Here is an 18798-nt window from a genome sequence, read left to right as displayed (position 1 = left end):
GACATCCTCTCAGGCGTTGACAGCGTGTTTGCGCCGGGCAGTACCGGGCCACCCGCATAAACATTATTGTTATGTTATAACATAACAATTAAAGCTGTCATCCCTTACCTTCCACAGGGTGTCTTTTATTTTTCTATCGATTTGCCGCCATAATCGCCAGCTGAGTGATGCCCCGGAGTTGCAGGTCCTTCGCCGCTTTTGCCGCGCGGATCCCGCTGGCGCACACCAGAACGATGCGGCAATCCGCAGGGGGCTGCCAGTGATTGAGTTCCTCAGGCAGCACCCGGTGAACGTGACTCGCCACGCTGTCGGGGGCTTCCTCGCGGCTGCGCAGTTCAACAATACAGTCTTCACTGTTCAGCAGGTGGCGATCGATAAACGGCACGACAGGTTGGTCAGGCTCACCGGCACCGTCAAAACGGAACGGGCGGAAATGCCAGGTGGTGAAGTCGCAATTGATCAGACAGCCCAGCGGTGAAGGCGTCAGCCCGAGCAGAATACTGAGGGTCATCTGCGCCTGCATGGCACCCAGCGTGGCCACCGCCGGGCCCATGACACCTGCCGTGTTACAGTTCGCCGCGTTGCCCGGCAGTTGCGGGAACAGGGCACGATAACTCGGGGCAGTGCCACAGAAGCCCCCAACATAGCCCTGACGACCGAGTACCGAGGCGCTGACCAGCGGAATATGACGCGGTTGACAGGTATCGGAAAGCAGATAGGTGACGGCAAAATTATCGGCGGCATCGATCGCCAGATCGATACCGTCCAGCGCGTCGGCCATCATGCTGGCACTCAGTGCCTGCGGCCGTGCATCGACTACGCAGTCCGGGTTACGTGCATTGAGTGCACGCTGCGCGCAGTCGACTTTACGCTTCCCGCAGTCCTGCATACTGTACAGCGTCTGGCGGTGCAGGTTGTGCTCCTCTACCCGGTCCCCGTCATACACCCTGATGTAGCCCACCCCGGCCCCGGCCAGCAGTGGCAGCAGTGTGGCACCCAGCCCGCCAGCACCGATCACCAGCACGCGGGCTTGCAGCAGGGCCTGTTGCCCTGCCTCGCCGATCTCAGGCAGCATGGTTTGTCGTTGATATCGGTCCATCCGTTATGGCTCCCGTGAGAGAAATTGCGCCATACCAAAAATCGGCGTGGAGGCGCTGGCCATATCACGGCGCTCTACCAGGCCGGCATGACAGGCATCGTGACCGGCGTGGATAGCGGCAGAAAACGCCCCGGCCATGCGTACCGGATCCTGTGCTTTGGCCACGGCCGTATTCAGCAGGATACCGTCAAAGCCCATTTCCATTGCCTGTGCAGCCTGGCTGGGTGCGCCGATCCCGGCATCGATAATCAGTGGAATGCCTTTAAACCAGGCACGCATTGAACGCAGCCCCTCAATGTTGCGTAACCCCTGGCCGGAGCCAATCGGCGCGCCCCACGGCATCAGCAGCTCACAGCCCGCTTCAATCAGCTTTTCGCCGAGGATCAGATCTTCCGTGGTATAGGGAAACACCTGGAATCCCTCAGCGCACAGGATGCGGGCGGCTTCCACCAGGGCAAAGGGGTCGGGTTGCAGCGTATCAGCGTGACCAATCACCTCCAGTTTTATCCAGCGGGTATTAAAGACTTCGCGCGCCATATGCGCCGTGGTCACCGCCTCTTTTACACTATGACATCCTGCGGTATTGGGCAGCACCCGCTTGTTCAGCCCGGTTAGCAGGTCGCGAAATGCCGCACCCTGCCGCCCTTCACGGCGCAGACTGACGGTAATGATTTCGCTGCCGGAGGCCTCAATCGCCTGTTGCAGGATCGCCGGAGAGGGATACCCGGCAGTGCCGAGCAAAAAACGTGACTGCGGAATAAAATCGTAAAACATGTTTTACCCTCCCTGCATCGGTGATAACACTTCAAGCTCACAGCCTGCGGTCAGTGGCTGTGTTTCATAGCGCGAGCGTGGGACGAACTCGCCGTTAAGGGCGCTGGCCACGCAGCCCGCATCCATCTGCTGTTCACGCAAAAGTTCCGCCAGCGTGCGGGCGGTGGTGTCGATCGGGAGGCCGTTAAGCTGGATTTTCATATCAGGTTTTCCTGCTGCAGTTGCAGCATCAGTTTTTCCGCCATGACTGGCGCGAGAAGAAAGCCGTGGCGATACATGCCGTTCAGGGACCAGACGCCGTTCTGGTAGCGAATGGCGGGGATATTATTGTGATAAGCGGGGCGCAACCCGGTGCCGCTTTCCAGTATCCGCGCTTCAGCCAGCGCAGGGTGGATAGCCCAGGCGGCGCTGAGCAGTTCCATCATGGCGCGTGCGCTGATCGGGCTGTTATCGTCGCTTTCCACCATCGTTGCACCCAGCATAAAGCGCCCTCCGGCACGCGGCACCAGATAGCAGGGAAAACGGGGATGCAGCAGGCGGATGGGGCGTGAGAACTGCACCTCTTCACTGTGCAGGATCAGCATCTCCCCGCGTACGGCGCGTAGCTCAGGCAGATCAGGGGCTGCATGAATCCCCCGGCAGTCAATGACTGTCCCGCCGGGATTGCCCGTATGAAAAGGAATACCCCTGCGTTGCAGGGTCGCCCGTAGCTGGTGCAGCGCACTGCGTGGATCAAGGTGTGCTTCCCCGGCAAAGAACAGCCCACGGGCAAAACGCCCTTCCAGCGCGGGTTCCAGCGATGCCGGCTCTACCCACTGATGCGCCCGCGTCAGGCGGGCAAAACGGCTGAGTTCGGGGGTATCACGTGCGGGTGCCACCACCAGAGTGCCTTGATGTTCCACTCCCTGAATGCGGGCCGACCACCAGGGCGCGGAACGCTGACCCAGTGCGATCACCTCTTCGGGGGCACTTTCACCTTCGCACCAGGGGGCGAGCATACCGCCCGCCCAGTGCGATGCGGCACAGTGCTGCTCTGCGGTGATCACTTCAACGGATTCACCCCGTTCAGCAAGTAACGTGGCAACACAAAGCCCGGCGACGCCATCACCGATCACCGACCAGCGGCTCATGATGTGCGGTTTCCGGTACAAATAAAGGGGGGAATAAATGGTTTCACGTTAGCCTCTCAATCGATGCGGAGACCCGTGATACAGAGTAAGGAAAAGACGGGGACGATCAGAAGCCAGCCCACGTGGCAGGTACCCTGGCTGATACGCCATCGGGTACGCGTCTTCCTACGCCAGTATCAACTGGGTCAGGTTCTAAGGGTCGCTAAGCCGCGAAAAATCGCTCATTAGCCTCTCAGTCTCTCTGGCGAGACTCCCCTGACAGGGACTAGTTGTATTTTACCGGGTGACAATCGTCAAGTGACATGAGGTTTTCGTACGGAAAAAATGGGACAGAATGAGACGATGAAGTTTTTTTTAATTGAATGCTCAATCAATAAAACCTATCATTCCTGTTGTTGTTTACACAAAATTTACTTTCAGGGGGCGACGTAGATCAAAAACACTAACGATTAATCAATATATTACACCTGATAATCACCCTGATGGTTCTCCCAGTGTAATTAGCGGATATACGGCGGATGTTACCCAGTATGCGCTAATGCGCGCTTCGCAGAGCGGACTTCAGGTTATTTTCTTGAGCATTTTTTGCGGAGACATTATGCCGACGACTGAAATACCAGGAAAACCTCAAAAAGATCGTATTAATCCCGTGGTTTTCTATACCTCAGCAGCGCTTATCCTGCTGTTCTCCTTTACCACTATCCTGTTCACTGATTTTTCCGACCGCTGGATTAATCGCACCCTCGACTGGGTATCCAATACCTTCGGCTGGTACTACCTGCTGGCAGCCACGCTGTACATCGTATTCGTCATTTTCATGGCCTGCTCACGCTTTGGCTCCATCAAGCTCGGTCCCGAACAGTCGAAACCTGAATTCAGCCTGATGAGCTGGGCGGCCATGCTGTTCGCTGCGGGTATCGGTATCGACCTGATGTTCTTCTCGGTGGCGGAACCGGTCACCCAGTATATGATGCCACCGGAAGGCCAGGGCCAGACGATGGAAGCGGCGCGTCAGGCGATGGTCTGGACGTTGTTCCACTACGGTCTGACTGGCTGGTCCATGTATGCCCTGATGGGCATCGCCCTCGGCTACTTCAGCTACCGTTATGGCCTGCCGCTCACTATCCGTTCGGCGCTCTACCCTATTTTTGGTAAGCGCATTAACGGGCCCATTGGTCATACCGTGGATATCGCTGCCGTGCTGGGGACCATCTTTGGTATTGCCACCACGCTCGGTATTGGCGTGGTACAGCTTAACTACGGGCTCAAGGTGTTGTTTGACGTACCGGAAGGGCTGACAGCGCAGGCCGGGCTGATTGTCCTGTCGGTGATCATGGCCACCATCTCTGTGACCTCCGGGGTGAATAAAGGCATTCGCTTCCTGTCGGAACTCAACGTGTTACTGGCCTTTGGGCTGATCCTGTTCGTGTTGTTCGTTGGCGATACCAGCTTCCTGCTGAACGCGCTGGTGCTCAACGTCGGGGATTATATCAACCGCTTTATGGGCATGACGCTGAACAGTTTCGCCTTTGACCGTCCAACCGAGTGGATGAACAACTGGACGCTGTTCTTCTGGGCCTGGTGGGTTGCCTGGTCGCCGTTTGTCGGTCTGTTCCTCGCACGTATCTCCCGTGGACGTACCATTCGTCAGTTTGTGGTGGGAACGCTGACCATTCCGTTTATCTTCACCCTGCTGTGGTTGTCGATCTTCGGTAACAGCGCGCTGTATGAGATCATTCACGGCAATATGGCTTTTGCTGAAGAGACCATGGCGCATCCGGAGCGGGGTTTCTACAGTCTGCTGGCGCAGTATCCTGGTTTTACCTTCAGTGCCTCGGTGGCCACCATTACCGGACTGCTGTTCTATGTTACCTCCGCTGACTCCGGCTCCCTGGTGCTGGGTAACTTTACCTCGCGTCTGGCCGACATCAATAATGATGCGCCCAACTGGCTGCGTATCTTCTGGTCGGTTGCCATTGGTGTGCTGACACTGGGGATGCTGATGGTGAACGGTGTCACGGCATTACAGAAAACCACGGTGATCATGGGCCTGCCGTTCAGCTTTGTGATCTTCTTTGTCATGGCCGGTCTGTATAAATCATTGCGCGTGGAAGATCACCGTCGTGCCAGTGCGACAGTGAACACGCCACCGGTGCCGGTATCGCGCGACGATCGTCTGAACTGGAAACAGCGTATCTCGCGTGTGATGAACTATCCGGGCACGACTCATACGCGTAAAATGCTGGATGAGGTCTGCCGCCCTGCCATGGAAGAAGTGGGACGTGAGCTGGAGCGCCGTGGGGCGAAGGTGCAGGTGAATGAGCTGCCCGCCGTAGATGACGAGCGTCTGAACCATCTGGAACTGCTGGTAGATATGGCTGATGAGCAGAGCTTCCTCTACCAGATTTGGCCGCAGCGTTATTCGGTTCCGGCGTTTACTTATCGTGCACGCAGCGGGAAATCGGACTACTTCCGTCTGGAGACCTTCCTGCTGGAGGGGACACAGGGTAACGATTTGATGGACTACACCCGTGAGCAGATCATCAATGACATTCTCGACCAGTATGAACGGCACCTGACCTTCCTGCATATTCACCGGGAAGCGCCGGGTAACGCCATGCCTTTCCCCGAAGCGTAACGGGTATAAAAACCAGACTCCGGTCTGGTTTTTTTTGCATCCAACGGGGATAATCATCTTTTAATGGTCTATATTCAGACCGGTTACGCAACACGTTCAACGGGAGAATCCAGTGAGAGTAGAAACGATCAGCCACATTAAAAAAAATGCCGCCACGCTCGACGTCTCCGAGCCTATCATCGTGACGCAGAATGGCATCCCGGCCTACGTTATCGAATCCTATGCTGACAGGCAGGCTCGCGACAGTGCCGTTGCGTTGCTGAAACTGATGACGTTATCGGAAAAAGATGCGGCTGAGGGTAAGGTTTACTCACGCGATCAACTGTTAGCCAGTCTGGATAACTAACCGGAATGGCAGATGTCACGATTGAATACACCGGGACGGCAAGAAGCACATTATTGCAGTTGAGAAATCATCTTATCGCCTGCGGCGTTGCGCCTTTGCCCGTCATTGAGTGCATTATTGATGAGTTCGAAAGCAAAGTGTCCGCTTTTCCTGTGGGCTGTCAGCTGTGCCCTGAATTGCTAAAAATTGGTTCTGACCGCTATCGCGAATGCAATACGCAGAAGGATTACCGGGTACTTTACTCCGTCGACGGGTTTCGGATTCGGGCACACGCGGTACTGTCTCAACGACAGGATATTGTGCAGCTTTTGTATCAGCGACTGATTGAGTTTTGATACCCGGTTCCTCCGGGTATCCCCTTTCAGGCAAAACGTTTCGCCCCCGCCACACAGAGAATAATCGCGCCCGCACAGGTCACCATTCCGAGGGCTATCGGTTCATGAAGGAACAGGGCGCTGAGCAGCAGCCCGAAAAAAGGTTGCAGAAGCTGGAGCTGCCCTACCCCGGCAATGCCCCCCAGTGCCAGCCCGCGATACCAGAATATAAACCCAATCAGCATGCTGAACAGAGAGACGTAACCGAGGCTGAACCACGCGGGAACGCTGATGCCATGCCAGCTATGCGGCAAATTGATCAGCCCTGTCACCACCATCACCGGCAGCGCCAGCAGCAGTGCCCAGCTGATCACCTGCCAGCCACCGAGCCGCCGCGATAACCCGGCCCCTTCTGCGTAGCCCAGACCGCACAGCAGAATAGCGGCCACCATCAGCAGATCCCCGGTTAACGATCCCGCCTGGTCGCTTGCGATGGCAAATCCCGCAACGATGCCTGCACCCAGCAGGGAGAACAGCCAGAATGCCGGGCGGGGGCGTTCACCGCCTCTGAGTACGCCAAAAATGGCGGTGGAAAGCGGTAACAGACCGATAAACACCAGCGAATGCGCCGCAGTCATCTCTCGCAGGGCAAGCGCGGTCAGCAGCGGAAAACCCACGACGACGCCAGTGGCGACAATTAACAGCGACAGGGCATCACTGCGCGCAGGACGTTTCTGACGTAATAGCAGTAATAATCCCCCGGCCAGTAACGCGGCAATGACCGCGCGGGCAGAGGTCAGAAACAGCGGCGAGAATCCCCCGATCGCTACCCTGGTCGCAGGCAGTGACCCGCTGAAAATGATCACCCCGGAAAGCCCACTCCACCACCCTGCTGTTGCTCGCGCCATATGTCCTCTGCTATGAATATAAACGGTAAACTCCCGCAGATAGTAGAGCGCATCGCGTGCAGTTCGAAGATACACTGCCATACAATTTTGTTGTTCTGTATGGCTTACACCACCCATACAGTTGATGGCTGAAAACGCATGACCCGCACAGAAACACTGATTGATGATATTCGCCGCAGGATAGCGACAGGCGCACTGGTGCCGGGCGATCGGCTGGCATCGGTGCGGCGCTATGCCGCCATGATGACGGTTTCCCCTTCTACGGTGGTGGAGGCTTACGAACGGCTGGCTGCCGAAGGGCTGATCCGTGCGCGGCGTGGGGCGGGTTTCTACGTTTCTGGCACCCCGCTGGTCACCCGAAGTCTGGCGGATAACAGCAACTCGCGGCGACGCGAAGTTGACCCGTTCTGGGTCTCGCGCCAGTCGCTGGATGCCAGCGCCGGGGAGCTGACGCCCGGCTGCGGCTGGCTGCCTGCCGACTGGATGCCCCATGAGGCGCTGCGCAAAGGTTTACGCCAGCTGACGCGTTCTTCCGATACGCTACTGACGGATTATGGCAGTTCGCGAGGGTCAGCGACTCTGCGGCATCTGCTGCTGGCTCGTTTCGCCCGCGAAGGGCTTTCGGCCTCGATGGAACAACTGATGCTGACCGGGTCGGGCAGCCAGGCGCTGGATTTACTCTGCCGCTTTCTGCTGCGTCCAGGTGACAGCGTGGTGGTGGACGACCCCTGCTACTTCAATTTCCAGGCACTGCTGCGTGCTCATCAGGTGAATATAGTCGGTGTGCCCTATACCCCAACCGGGCCGGATATCGCGGTGTTTGAGCAGGTTGTCGCGACGGTTCGTCCGCGCCTGTATATCACCAACTCCGCGCTGCATAATCCCACCGGCGCCTGTCTTTCCGCGCAAACCGCCTATCGGGTGCTGAGTGCCGCCGCGGCAAACGACACCCTGATCATTGAGGATGATATCTTTGCCGACTTCGAACCCGATCCTTCCCCTCGGCTGGCAATCTCCGACGGGCTTGATCGTGTTATCCGCACGGGCAGCTTCTCGAAAACGCTCTCGGCTTCCGTACGCTGTGGATATATCGCCTGCCGCGCAGAGTGGATTGAAGGGCTGACCGATCTGCAAATTGCCACTAACTTCGGCGGTCCCAGCCCGCTCTCCAGCGAGCTGATCGCCAGCGTGCTGGCCGGGGGAAGCTATCGTAAACATCTGGCTGAGGTCATCACGCGATTGGATCGCGCCAGAAAAGAGGCCACCGAACGCCTGAGCGCGCTGGGGATTACTCCGTGGCTGGTGCCACGCGGCGGTTTCTACCTCTGGTGTCGCCTGCCGGAGGGCGTTGACTCTGCACTGATCGCCCAGCGTTGCCGGGAAGAGGGTGTCGTACTTGCCCCAGGGAATGTGTTCAGCGTTTCCCAGTCAGCGACAGCATATTTGCGTTTCAACGTGGCGCATCTGAATGCCCGTGTTTACCGCGTATTGCAACAGGCGATAGCGGAACAGCAGTCTTAAGGTGAAGTAGATCAGGTCATTTTTTGTCCATTATGAGGATAGTGTGATCTGACAGGCACAAACAGATCGTTATTTTATTTAGGCTGCCCGTCATGCGGTACGGGTTATGCATGGATTTCAACCCGTTACCTGAGGTGTAGATTTTTTACTGGTATTCAACAGGGATGAAATTATGGCGCAGGACGTTTTTATAAAGATCGAGGGTATTACAGGGGAATCTCTGGACGCTACGCACAAAGGAGATATTGAGGTTCTTAGCTGGGACTAGTCTGTGGGCCAAACAGCGAATATGCACTCTGGCAGTGGTGGCGGTGCGGGGAAATGCATTGTCGGGGATCTTCGTTTTGAACATTATTTCGATAAAGCCAGCCCAAACCTTCTGCAGTATTGCCTGACCGGAAAACATATCCCGGAGGCGGTACTGATCATGCGCAAAGCAGGCGGTTCTCCACTGGAATATCTGCGTATCACGCTTCAGGAAATTATTATTACCGGGGTTGAGTCTGTCGGTTATAACACCATGCCTGCCGCCAGAGAGGAGGTCGCACTCTCTTTCTCACGCGTAAAGGTTGATTATGTTCTACAGAATGCGGAAGGGACATCTGTGGGTACGATTTCTACAGGGTTCGACATTAAAGCGAATGCCATCATTTAAGTAAGCTGAACACAAGGAAGGGTAAATATGTTATTTGTGGATAAAAATGGTTTAGTAGATGCAACACGTATTAGTGTAAAACGATTCCGTACGATAGAACGTGGGGATATGGATCAAGTGAATGGGATTGTGGTGCATCAGACCGGTGGTTCAACTGCTGAGAGTGCTTTCAATAGCTACCAAAGTGCAGGTGCAAACGGCGCTCATTTCTTGATAGATAAAGAAGGTAAGATCTATCAAACCGCGTCATTGTTTAAAGTGACAAATCATGTTGGAAATATAAGATCCAGGTGTTACATGGAGAAAAAATGCACTCCATCTGAGATTTCCACAATAAGACCATTTTTAAATAAATATAAAAAACTTTCTCATTTAGAACAGAAGAAATCATATCCTGAAAGGTATCCAGCGAATTTCGACTCATTAGGCATTGAAGTTGTGGGTAAACCTGTTTCCGGTGAGGGAGAAAATGCCATTTATGAAACAGTCAATGATGCACAAAACAGTGCATTAAAATGGCTTGTTTATGAATTGTCGGATACGTTGAAAATATCAATGTCTGAGGTGTTTAGACATCCGGAAGTGTCATACAAAGTTAAGACTGAGGCAGGCACTGAAAAATGGTAAGGCACGGCTATTTTATATTATTATTGGTATTCGCCATCCCTGTAGCTTTTGCAACACATGTACCGTCCAGGCAAATTGTTGAGATAAAAATCAATGAAGTGGGTAAAAGCGAAGATGCATCGGAAAATGTTAAAAGTGGCTGTCGGACATTCGTCATTACAGAGGTGGATGTAAGATCCTTTTTTTCAAAATCTTATCCAGTTCCATTAAAATTCAATGTTCACGATCGCTATTCTCCCTGCTTTTCCAGAGGTGAAGTTAAGTTTAGCGATAACACACGAGGCGAGTGGAAAATATCCTCCAGTGGCGGGGGAACCTTGCTCTGGGATACTGGAGATGTGGCAACATTATTTTATGATGACTATCAATGGACAGATCCGTTTGAAGACACGTACAGCAGCGAGAACTGAAAAATGGTCAATATAAAGTTAATGGCATTTTTTATCATTTATTTATTTTCAGGTTTTTCATATTCAAAGGAGGTCAAAAATATTGAGAACCTCAAATATGACATCGTCGATGAAGGGCGCAGTAAGGTTGAGCAGGAAGGGTGTGCATTGTTCAGACCTACTAAGGAACAACTTACTGACTACTTTAATCAGGCTGATAAAATGGACGAAGGTGGCTCAGTAGGGCATCAGTATTATTCACCGTGCATAACAGTAGGAAAAGTTACCTTCGAAGACGGAAATTCAGTGAGCTTTACACTACAGTCAAGTGGATTCACTTCGGGTAACTTCGGGAACAAAGAGGCCATCTATTTTTTTCACAAAGACAACAAATGGTATGACCCTTTCGAGTGTACTTATGCCATGGGCGATGAATCCGAGCCGGGATGCGATTAAACAGCCTGATAAAACGGATAAAGCCTTACCGCCTGGAGTACGTCTTCACTGGCGTACTCCGTTTCTGCCTTTCACATTAAAAATCCTCTCGTTCCTGGCATGTCGGTTGGTCTCGCTCAGACATCCAATCCGCGCTGGCTGTCGTTTCATCCTCACCCGTTTTACCCATCTCCCCCCGCAGTTTTTCCAGTAGCCACAGCAATGCCGGGTCGTGACTGCGGCGGGTGTTCCACATCAGGGAGAGCGTAAAGTCCGGGGCGCTGACCGGAACGGCGCTGCGCTGTAAGCCATAATGTTCAACCCAGCCGCTGGCCAGCCCGGCGGGAACGGTGGTCAGCGCGGGGATCTGTTTCAGCATTAACGGCAGTGACGAGAAGTGCGGCGTCACATAGCGTACCCGGCGAGTGAGATTCTGGCGGCCCAGCTGTTCGTCTATCTGGCTGTGGCTGGCTCCCCGATAAGAAACCAGAAGGTGATCGTGAGAGAGATATTCTTCAATGGTTAGCGGCGAAGTAAGTGCTAACTGGTGGGGGTGCCAGAGCGTACAAAACCCCATGCGAACGACAGGCTCACGGATGACATCCGCAGGCGCCCCCTGCCCGACAGAGATCGCCACATCAACCTTATCGCGCTGCACCAGCTCTTCGTCGAGAAACGGATCGCTGGCCGTCGTCTGCAGTTGGATCCCGGGTGCCTCGCTGGCGAGTGTCGCCAGCAGCCCCGGCATCAGCCAGCGTTCCACCCAGTCACTCATCCCCAGGCGGAAAGTGTGCTCGTCCGTTGTCGGGTTAAATGTGGGCGGCTGAAACAGCACCTGCTGCATCTGTTCCATCATCGGCAGCAGTGAGGCGACCAGCGCCTCCGCACGCGGCGTCGGCGCCATGCCTTTTGCCGTGCGCACAAACAGCGGATCGTTAAACATGGTGCGCAGCCGCGCCAGCGCGCCGCTGACGGCAGGTTGCCCCAGATGCAGCCGCTCAGCCGTACGGGATACGCTCCCCTCCCGGTGCAGCACCAGCAGCACCGTCAACAGGTTCAGGTCAATGCGACTAAAATCATTTTCTCTGATGTTGCTCATTATTTTAATCGATTTGAATGATGATGAGGCGGTCAGGATACTGTCATCCACGCCAAAACAACACGACTAAGTGAGACTATCATGACGCTTCTGAAAATGCTGATCGCCAGCCTGGCCCTTTCCGGCACTGCCCTGGCGGCGACAGCGCCAGCTCCGCTGGAAACTCAGGCTCCGGGCTATTACCGTATGACGCTGGGCAAGCTGCGCATCACCGCCGTGTCTGACGGCACGGTCACGATTCCGCTGGACAAATTACTGACTCATATCTCCCCGCAGCAGTTGCGTGAACGGTTGGCCGCCGATGCCATGACTCCGCAGGTGGAGACCTCGATCAATGCCTTTGTGATTGATAATGGCCAGCAGCGGGTACTGGTGGATGCGGGAGCCGGGGATCTGTTCGGCCACAACGGCGGGCATTTACTGGAAAATCTGGCGGCAGCAGGCTATCCGGCAGAGACCATCAATGCGGTGCTGTTAACGCATATCCATGCCGATCACTCTGGGGGTGTTTCACGCAGCGGCAGGCCGGCGTTCCCCAATGCGCAGGTGTATGTGGAAAAGAAAGATGCGGATTTCTGGCTCAATCCTGCTAACACCAGCAAGGTGGAAACCAGCCAGGCGCATACCTTTGCCGAGTCTGAACGTACGCTGCGCCCGGTAATTGATGCCGGTCGCCTGACGACCTTCTCTGCGCCGGCTACGGTATTCGCTGGCATCCGGGCGGTTCCGGCAGCAGGACACACACCGGGCAGTGTGCTCTATCGCGTGGAAAGTGAAGGGCAGACGCTGGTACTGTGGGGCGATATCATTCATGCGAAAACGGTGCAGATGCCGGATCCGCATGTGGCGATTCACTTTGATGTGGATCAGCAGCAGGCCGTACGGACGCGTGAAGCGGTACTGGCGCAGATGGCGCAGGAAGGTGACTGGGTAGCGGCCGCACATATTGCTTTCCCGGGATTCGGTCATGTCAAACGTGACGGCAGCGGTTACCGTTGGGTGGCGGCAAATTATACCACTCAGTTAAGCCATTAATTATTCCGGGGCACGTCAGTGCCCCGAACCCGGTTTTATCCCATCAGCACGTATTTTCTTTCCTGCCTGAGAGTAAGCTTTTAACTACGCATCGTTATCATATATTTATCTTTCACAGTTATTCATCATGCTGTTAATAATTGTCTCACCTTAACGCCACAAAGGTGGAGCGATCATGACTGAACGTATTCGTTTAGCTAAACCGGAAGACGCTGAATTACTGCATGATCTGTTACAACGTGCCTATGCACCGTTATTAACGCAGGGTATTCATTTCACCATTACCCAGGCCTCGGTGGGGGATGTTGCCGCCGTCATTGCCAGTGAATCCACCTTCGTCCTGGAACAGAACGGACAACCGGTGGCCACGCTGACGGTACGCTTCCCGTGGACTGAGACCAGGCGGCAACTGGCGCCGTGGCCGTTCCTGCACTGGTTTGCCGTTGATCCTGCGCACAAAGGCCAGGGGCAAGGCAGCCGGATTATCCGCTATGTCGAAGAAAGTTTTCTGCGCGACACCTTAAAATCGCCTGCCGTTTATTTAGCCACCGCCATTAAACATCCCTGGCTGACCGATCTCTATTTACGCCGCGGCTATCAACCTTTTCACCGGGCAATTAATCCACTGGGCGTGGAACTGGTGTATTTAACCAGGGTGCTCGATCAGCAGCGATATCAAAACGCCAAAATAAAAGAATACGTGCACGACTTTATTGAAACCTCACTCACCGCCTGAACGTGTTGATGACTTATCTGGGAAAACTATGCGCTTAAATAATAAAGTGGCCATGATGGCCACGTTGTCATTGCTGTCGATCTCTATTGCCTCTTCTTTTGCTGCTGATAAACCGCGTTCCGGAGGCACTTTAACCTGGGGTGTGGAAACCGAGCCTAATACGCTCAACCCTCAGCTCAATGGCCAGTCAAAGGCCGAACTGATCCTGCGCGTGGCCTATGAGTCCCTGCTGGCACGTAAGGCCGATGGCAGCTTCGTTCCGTGGCTGGCCGAGCGCTACCGCGTTGAAGACGGCGGGAAACGCCTGCACTTCACCCTGCGTAAGGATGTGCACTTTTCCGATGGTGAAAAGTTCAACGCCCATGCGGTGGCGGAAAACTTCCGCCATATTCAGGATCCGGCCTACTGCGCAGGCTCAAGCCTGTGTGCACTGGGCGGCCATATCGCCACGGTGGAAACCCCGGATGACAGTACGCTGGTGATTACACTGAAAGACGCGTATTCGCCCTTCCTCTCCTTTGCTGCCGGGCTGAAGTTGATTTCGCCAAAATCCTGGCAGTCGCCGCAGTTGAAATCAGGCGGAACCGATCTCGCCGGAACGGGGCCGTTTATTCTCCAGCGCTACGAAAAAGGCCAGCAGATTGTCTATGTGAAAAACAAAGATTATCGCTGGGCATCGGCCAACGCGGCGCATCAGGGGCCGGCCTGGCTTGATGGTGTGACCTACCGTTTCCTGCCTGAATCTTCAGTGCGTACCGGGGCGTTGTTATCAGGTCAGGTGGATCTGATTGAAGGGGTTTCCGGGAACGATGCGGCTGAATTTAAAGATAACCCTGACTTCAGCTATCAGCATGCGCTGAATGCCGGCACGCCTTACTCGCTCTTCCTGAATGTGGAATATGGCCCGACCCGTGAGAAGAAAGTGCGTCAGGCGCTGCTACAGGGCCTGGATATTGATCCGATCCTGAAGTCGATCTATCGCGGCGAACGCACCCGCGTCTGGGGCATCACCTCACCGGTTGATCCGCTGTATGACGCAGGTCTGGAAGGCAAATACGGCAATAACCCGACGCTGGGTAACCAGTTGCTGGACGAAGCGGGCTGGACATCGCGGGATGCGGAAGGGTTCCGTACGAAGGACGGTCAGCGACTGAGCATTGAAATTATTCAGGCGCAGGCCACGGTGCGCGATCAGCGTGACGTGCTGTTGCAGGCCATTCAGGCCCAGGCGCGCCAGCGACTGGGCGTTGAGCTGAAGCTGCGTTATGTCGACTCCGGCACCTACAGCGAATTGCGTAACAGCGGGCAGTTTGGCTCGATTGCCAACTCCAATACCGAAACTGACGGTATCGATATTGAAAACCACTACCTGCCGGTGAAGGCGGGAGGGGCTATTAACTACAGCCGCACATCGGCACCTGAACTGCTGCCGTGGCTGAAAGCCGCCTCCTCCACGCTCGATACCTCTGCGCGTCGCGGCTTCTATGGCCAGCTGCAACAGTTTGCGATTGTGCAGCAGGCGGTGGCCATCCCGTTATATGAGCCGGAAGATCAGATTGCCGCCGCCAGCTACGTGCAGGGTGCCGGCTTCCGTCCCTTCAAACAGATGCCGGAAAATGCGTACGACATCTGGTTAAGCGATCACTAAAGGCGAACATCATGAGCAGCGAAACCACGCCCCTCCTGAAGCATGTCGTGCGGTCACGTCCGGCCCCTGCCACCACATTGTGGTGGCGTATTAGCGGCCGCATTGGCGGTGGTGTTCTGGTGCTGTGGGCGGCGGTCAGTCTGTCGTTTGTTGGCGTCTGGCTGGCACCGGGTGACATTGTCAGCCTGCTGGTGGGTGAGCAGGTACGTACACCGGCCATCGAAGCGGCTATCCGCGCCGAGTGGGGGCTGGATCAACCGCTGTGGCAGCAGTATCTGAGCTATCTGTGGCGAATTGCTCATGGTGATTTTGGTCGTTCCTATCTGCTGAACGTCGATGTGGGACCGCTGGTGGGATCACAGTTATTGCCCACGCTGAAACTGACCGGTGCAGCGCTGGTGGTCAGCGTGATCTTTGCACTGGTCGTCGCCGTGACCACGGCGCATCGTCGCTGGGGACGCCGGCTGGCGAGCGGGCTGGAGCTGGTACTGGCTTCCACCCCGTCGTTCTGGCTGGGCATTGTTCTGCTGTTTGTTTTCAGTTTTACGCTGCGCTGGTTTCCGGTGGCCGGGGATCGCAATTTCTCCGCGCTGGTATTGCCGGCGCTGTCGCTGGGGCTGGCCCAGGGAGCGGTCGTGTCTCAGGTGCTGCGTCGCGGTCTGGAAGATGCGCTCGATCAGCCGTTTTCGCTGACGCTGCGGGCCTGGGGCATCGGTAATCTGCAGATACGTCTGCGCCATGCCCTGCGTCATGCTGCCCTGCCTGCGGTCACCCTCACCGGCTGGCTGGTGGGCGGTCTGCTCAGTGGCGCGGTGATCACCGAACAGGTGTTCAGCCGTCCCGGTCTGGGCAAAGTGACGGTGGACGCGGTACTGGGGAAAGATCTGCCGGTGGTACTGGCCGTGGCGATCCTGTCCGCATTGATTTATGTGGTGATGAGCACGCTGGTGGACATTCTCTATCTGTTACTGGATCCCCGCTTACGCCATCAGGCACAGGAGTAAAAATGTCGGATATCACCAGTTTACGCGTACCGCTGCGCCTGCCCGTTGGGCTGCTGCTGTCACTGCTGTTTCTTACCGTTCTGATGCTGGCAGCCTGCTTCCCCGGCTGGCTGGCACCGGACGACCCGCTGCTAGCTGACCCGGTTAACGCCATGCTGGCCCCCTCCTGGCAGCACTGGTTTGGGACCGATCAGCTGGGGCGCGATGTACTAAGCCGTGTGATTTACGGCAGCCGTTATTCACTGCTGATTTCCGTTGCCGCGATGATGCTGGCGGTACTGGGTGGCTGTCTGCTGGGATTGCTGGCGGGGCTGGCGCGGGGTGTTCTCGATGAAGCCATTGGCCGCACGCTGGATGTGATTTCAGCCTTCCCGGATCTGCTGCTGGCGCTGATGTTGATTGCGTTTACCGGACCCGGGACAACCAACCTGATCATTGCGCTGGGTGTGGCATCGGTGCCGCGCTTTGCCCGCGTGGTCAGGGCGCAGACGTTCCTGGTGGCGCGTTCGGGCTACGTGGAACAGGCCCGTACCTTTGGCCTGCCCTGGCGGGTGCTGGTATGGCGCCATGTGCTGCCCCATGCGATAGCCCAGGTGCCTGCGCTGGCAACGCTGGGGCTGGGAACGGCCATTATCGGTACAGCCGGGTTGAGTTTCCTCGGTATGGGGCCACAGCCGCCGACAGCGGAATGGGGACTTATGCTGGCGGAAGGGCGTAACTATCTGCGCAACGCCTGGTGGACCGGCGTCTGGCCGGGTGTCGCCATCACGCTAACCGTTGTGGCGGTCAATACTCTCGGCCGCCACTGGCAGGCGCATTTTGAAGGGAAACGACCGTGACGGCACTGATTGATATTCACAACCTTAATATTCATTTTGGGCGCCACCACGCGGTGCGCGATTTCAGCCTGACCCTGCAATCCGGTGAATCGGTTGCGCTGGTGGGGGAGTCCGGTTCGGGTAAAACGGCGACGGCGCGAGCGCTGCTGGGGTTACAGGCCGCGGAGGCCAGGCTCAGCGCTGAGACGTTTAGCCTTATGGGGCAACCGGCTCTGAACCATTCTGAGCGTCAGTGGCGCACGGTGCGCGGGCGACAAATCGGTTATGTGCTACAGGATGCGCTGGTGTCACTCGATCCGCTGCGTACCGTTGGGCAACAGCTGGCCGATGCATTATGGGCTGCCCGGCAAACCCCGCCTGAAGCGATTAAGGCGCGCAGCCTGCAACTGCTGCACGAAGCAGGTATGGCTGATGCGCAACAGCGGCTGTCGGTTTATCCGCATCAGCTTTCCGGTGGCCTGCGTCAGCGGGTGCTGATTGCCTGTGCGCTGGCCGGGCAACCTGCCCTGCTGGTGGCGGACGAACCGACCACGGCGCTGGACATGACGGTGCAACAGCAGATCCTCACCTTACTGCGCAAACGGCGTGAACAGGGTCAGGCACTGTTGCTTATCAGTCACGATCTGGCGGTGGTGGCCGAGCTCGCTGATCGTGTGCTGGTGATGCGTGAAGGTGAAGTGGTGGAGAGTGGTCCGACCCACGCGCTGTTGACGGAGCCACAGCATCCCTGGACCCGCCGTCTGTTGCAGGCTATCCCACGACCACAGAACCGTGGCCTGCGGCTGGCCTCGCCCGAACCACAGCGATTACCGGAGAAAGCGCCTCCCGGTGACGTGCTGATTAACGTCAATGGCGTGCACAAATACTATGGCGACCGGCATGTGGTGAACAATGTGTCGTTTGAACTGCGCGCCGGGGAAACCCTGGGTGTGGTGGGTGAGTCGGGTTCCGGCAAAAGCTCGCTGGCCCGGCTGGTGCTGGGGCTGACGGAGCCGCAGCGCGGTGAGATCACCCTTGGCGGGCAGCGCTGGAGTCACCAGCCGGAAACACTGCGCCGTGCACGCCGTCAGCAGTTGCAGTTGATTGCGCAAGATCCGCTCAGCTCGTTTGACCCGCGCTACAACGTGGAACGGCTGATCGGTGAGAGCCTGGATGCCGCAGGAGTGTATGGCGAAGCCCGCCGGCAGCGGGTGATACAGCTGCTGGATGAAGTCAGTCTGAGCCGGAGCCTTTTGACGCGCTACCCGCGAGAGCTTTCCGGCGGTCAGCGTCAGCGCGTTGCCATCGCCCGTGCCTTTGCGCCTAATCCGGCACTGCTGGTGGCCGACGAGCCCGTCAGCGCACTCGATGTCTCTGTGCAGGCGCAGATCCTCGATCTTCTGGCCGATATGCAGGCCGAACACCGGACGGCACTGCTGTTTATTTCACATGATCTCGGCGTGATCCACCACCTTGCCGATCGGGTACTGGTGATGAAAGAAGGCCGTGTGGTGGAGAGCGGTGAGGTCGGACAGGTGTTTAACCGCCCTGTTCATCCCTGGACCCGACAATTACTGGAAGCGCTACCGGCACTGCCCGGCCGCGCTGCCTGAGCTATCCCT

19 protein-coding genes, 1 pseudogene and 1 riboswitch are annotated in these 18798 nt (G+C 56.3%); of the genes and pseudogenes, 14 read left to right on the top strand and 6 right to left on the bottom strand.

The window, feature by feature from the left end; translation table 11 throughout:
• Window positions 1–133: 133 nt before the first annotated feature.
• The 4 genes from LJN55_RS23885 to LJN55_RS23870 are packed head-to-tail and all read right to left on the bottom strand — an operon-like array spanning window position 134 to window position 3003.
• Entirely contained in the window at window positions 134–1099 is a 966-nt protein-coding gene (locus LJN55_RS23885) for a HesA/MoeB/ThiF family protein (protein ID WP_133846766.1), read from the bottom strand.
• A gap of 3 nt (window positions 1100–1102) precedes the next feature.
• Complete coding sequence (locus tag LJN55_RS23880) at window positions 1103–1873, bottom strand: thiazole synthase (RefSeq protein ID WP_133846767.1); 771 nt, start codon at window positions 1871–1873, stop codon at window positions 1103–1105.
• 3 nt (window positions 1874–1876) lie between these two features.
• On the bottom strand, window positions 1877–2074 hold the full coding sequence (gene thiS, locus LJN55_RS23875; RefSeq protein WP_133846768.1) for a sulfur carrier protein ThiS: 198 nt from the start codon (window positions 2072–2074) through the stop codon (window positions 1877–1879).
• Complete coding sequence (locus tag LJN55_RS23870; RefSeq protein WP_227536487.1) at window positions 2071–3003, bottom strand: FAD-dependent oxidoreductase; 933 nt, start codon at window positions 3001–3003, stop codon at window positions 2071–2073. The genes thiS and LJN55_RS23870 overlap by 4 nt, the downstream gene beginning before the upstream one ends.
• A 145-nt stretch (window positions 3004–3148) precedes the next feature.
• Window positions 3149–3270: riboswitch (TPP riboswitch) on the bottom strand.
• Window positions 3271–3601: 331 nt separating this feature from the next.
• On the opposite strand from LJN55_RS23870, the gene LJN55_RS23865 reads away from it, so the two are divergent.
• The 3 genes from LJN55_RS23865 to LJN55_RS23855 all read left to right on the top strand — a co-directional run bounded on the left by LJN55_RS23865 (window position 3602) and on the right by LJN55_RS23855 (window position 6322).
• Window positions 3602–5641 carry a choline transporter gene (locus LJN55_RS23865; RefSeq protein ID WP_133846770.1) on the top strand — a complete coding sequence of 680 codons (2040 nt, stop codon included), beginning with the start codon at window positions 3602–3604 and terminating at the stop codon, window positions 5639–5641.
• 112 nt (window positions 5642–5753) lie between these two features.
• On the top strand, window positions 5754–5987 hold the full coding sequence (locus LJN55_RS23860) for a type II toxin-antitoxin system Phd/YefM family antitoxin (RefSeq protein WP_133846771.1): 234 nt from the start codon (window positions 5754–5756) through the stop codon (window positions 5985–5987).
• Window positions 5988–5992: 5 nt separating this feature from the next.
• Entirely contained in the window at window positions 5993–6322 is a 330-nt protein-coding gene (locus tag LJN55_RS23855; RefSeq protein WP_212816246.1) for a type II toxin-antitoxin system RelE/ParE family toxin, read from the top strand.
• A gap of 26 nt (window positions 6323–6348) precedes the next feature.
• Here LJN55_RS23855 and LJN55_RS23850 read toward each other — a convergent pair whose 3' ends face one another.
• Complete coding sequence (locus tag LJN55_RS23850) at window positions 6349–7209, bottom strand: DMT family transporter (protein WP_227536514.1); 861 nt, start codon at window positions 7207–7209, stop codon at window positions 6349–6351.
• Between the two features lie 138 nt (window positions 7210–7347).
• Here LJN55_RS23850 and LJN55_RS23845 point away from each other — a divergent pair, with 138 nt between their 5' ends.
• The 5 genes and pseudogenes from LJN55_RS23845 (at window position 7348) to LJN55_RS23825 (ending at window position 10857) form a co-directional block, all read left to right on the top strand.
• Complete coding sequence (locus tag LJN55_RS23845) at window positions 7348–8730, top strand: aminotransferase-like domain-containing protein (RefSeq protein ID WP_227536486.1); 1383 nt, start codon at window positions 7348–7350, stop codon at window positions 8728–8730.
• 172 nt (window positions 8731–8902) lie between these two features.
• Window positions 8903–9385: pseudogene (locus LJN55_RS23840) on the top strand (Hcp family type VI secretion system effector).
• A 27-nt stretch (window positions 9386–9412) separates the two neighbouring features.
• Window positions 9413–10012, top strand: a complete 600-nt coding sequence (locus LJN55_RS23835; protein WP_227536485.1) for a peptidoglycan recognition protein family protein — start codon at window positions 9413–9415, stop codon at window positions 10010–10012.
• A complete protein-coding gene (locus tag LJN55_RS23830) occupies window positions 10006–10422 on the top strand; it encodes a hypothetical protein (protein ID WP_227536484.1) in 417 nt (138 codons plus the stop codon). The genes LJN55_RS23835 and LJN55_RS23830 overlap by 7 nt, the downstream gene beginning before the upstream one ends.
• 3 nt (window positions 10423–10425) lie before the next feature.
• Window positions 10426–10857, top strand: coding sequence for a hypothetical protein (locus LJN55_RS23825; RefSeq protein ID WP_133846776.1), 432 nt, complete (start codon window positions 10426–10428; stop codon window positions 10855–10857).
• A 76-nt stretch (window positions 10858–10933) separates the two neighbouring features.
• Here the strand turns inward: LJN55_RS23825 and LJN55_RS23820 are convergent, their stop codons facing one another.
• Window positions 10934–11935 (bottom strand): LysR substrate-binding domain-containing protein, encoded by a 1002-nt coding sequence (locus tag LJN55_RS23820; RefSeq protein ID WP_159338402.1) that lies wholly within the window; start codon window positions 11933–11935, stop codon window positions 10934–10936.
• Between the two features lie 81 nt (window positions 11936–12016).
• Between LJN55_RS23820 and LJN55_RS23815 the strand changes: the two genes are divergently transcribed.
• The 6 genes from LJN55_RS23815 (at window position 12017) to LJN55_RS23790 (ending at window position 18789) form a co-directional block, all read left to right on the top strand.
• On the top strand, window positions 12017–12970 hold the full coding sequence (locus LJN55_RS23815; protein ID WP_227536483.1) for an MBL fold metallo-hydrolase: 954 nt from the start codon (window positions 12017–12019) through the stop codon (window positions 12968–12970).
• A gap of 175 nt (window positions 12971–13145) precedes the next feature.
• Window positions 13146–13706, top strand: coding sequence for a GNAT family N-acetyltransferase (locus LJN55_RS23810; RefSeq protein ID WP_227536482.1), 561 nt, complete (start codon window positions 13146–13148; stop codon window positions 13704–13706).
• Window positions 13707–13734: 28 nt separating this feature from the next.
• Window positions 13735–15354, top strand: a complete 1620-nt coding sequence (locus LJN55_RS23805; RefSeq protein ID WP_227536481.1) for an ABC transporter substrate-binding protein — start codon at window positions 13735–13737, stop codon at window positions 15352–15354.
• 11 nt (window positions 15355–15365) lie between these two features.
• A complete protein-coding gene (locus LJN55_RS23800) occupies window positions 15366–16358 on the top strand; it encodes an ABC transporter permease (RefSeq protein WP_167863522.1) in 993 nt (330 codons plus the stop codon).
• Between the two features lie 2 nt (window positions 16359–16360).
• Window positions 16361–17197: an ABC transporter permease gene (locus LJN55_RS23795; protein ID WP_227536480.1), complete on the top strand. Its 837-nt coding sequence runs from the start codon at window positions 16361–16363 to the stop codon at window positions 17195–17197.
• Window positions 17194–18789, top strand: a complete 1596-nt coding sequence (locus LJN55_RS23790; protein ID WP_227536479.1) for a dipeptide ABC transporter ATP-binding protein — start codon at window positions 17194–17196, stop codon at window positions 18787–18789. Before LJN55_RS23795 ends, LJN55_RS23790 begins: the two co-directional genes overlap by 4 nt.
• The last annotated feature ends 9 nt before the right edge of the window (window positions 18790–18798 follow it).

Source organism: Erwinia rhapontici (assembly GCF_020683125.1).
Taxonomy (GTDB): Bacteria; Pseudomonadota; Gammaproteobacteria; order Enterobacterales; family Enterobacteriaceae; genus Erwinia; species Erwinia rhapontici.
The sequence above is the reverse complement of the archived record's forward strand: the minus strand, read 5'-3'. Positions and strand labels throughout refer to the sequence as shown.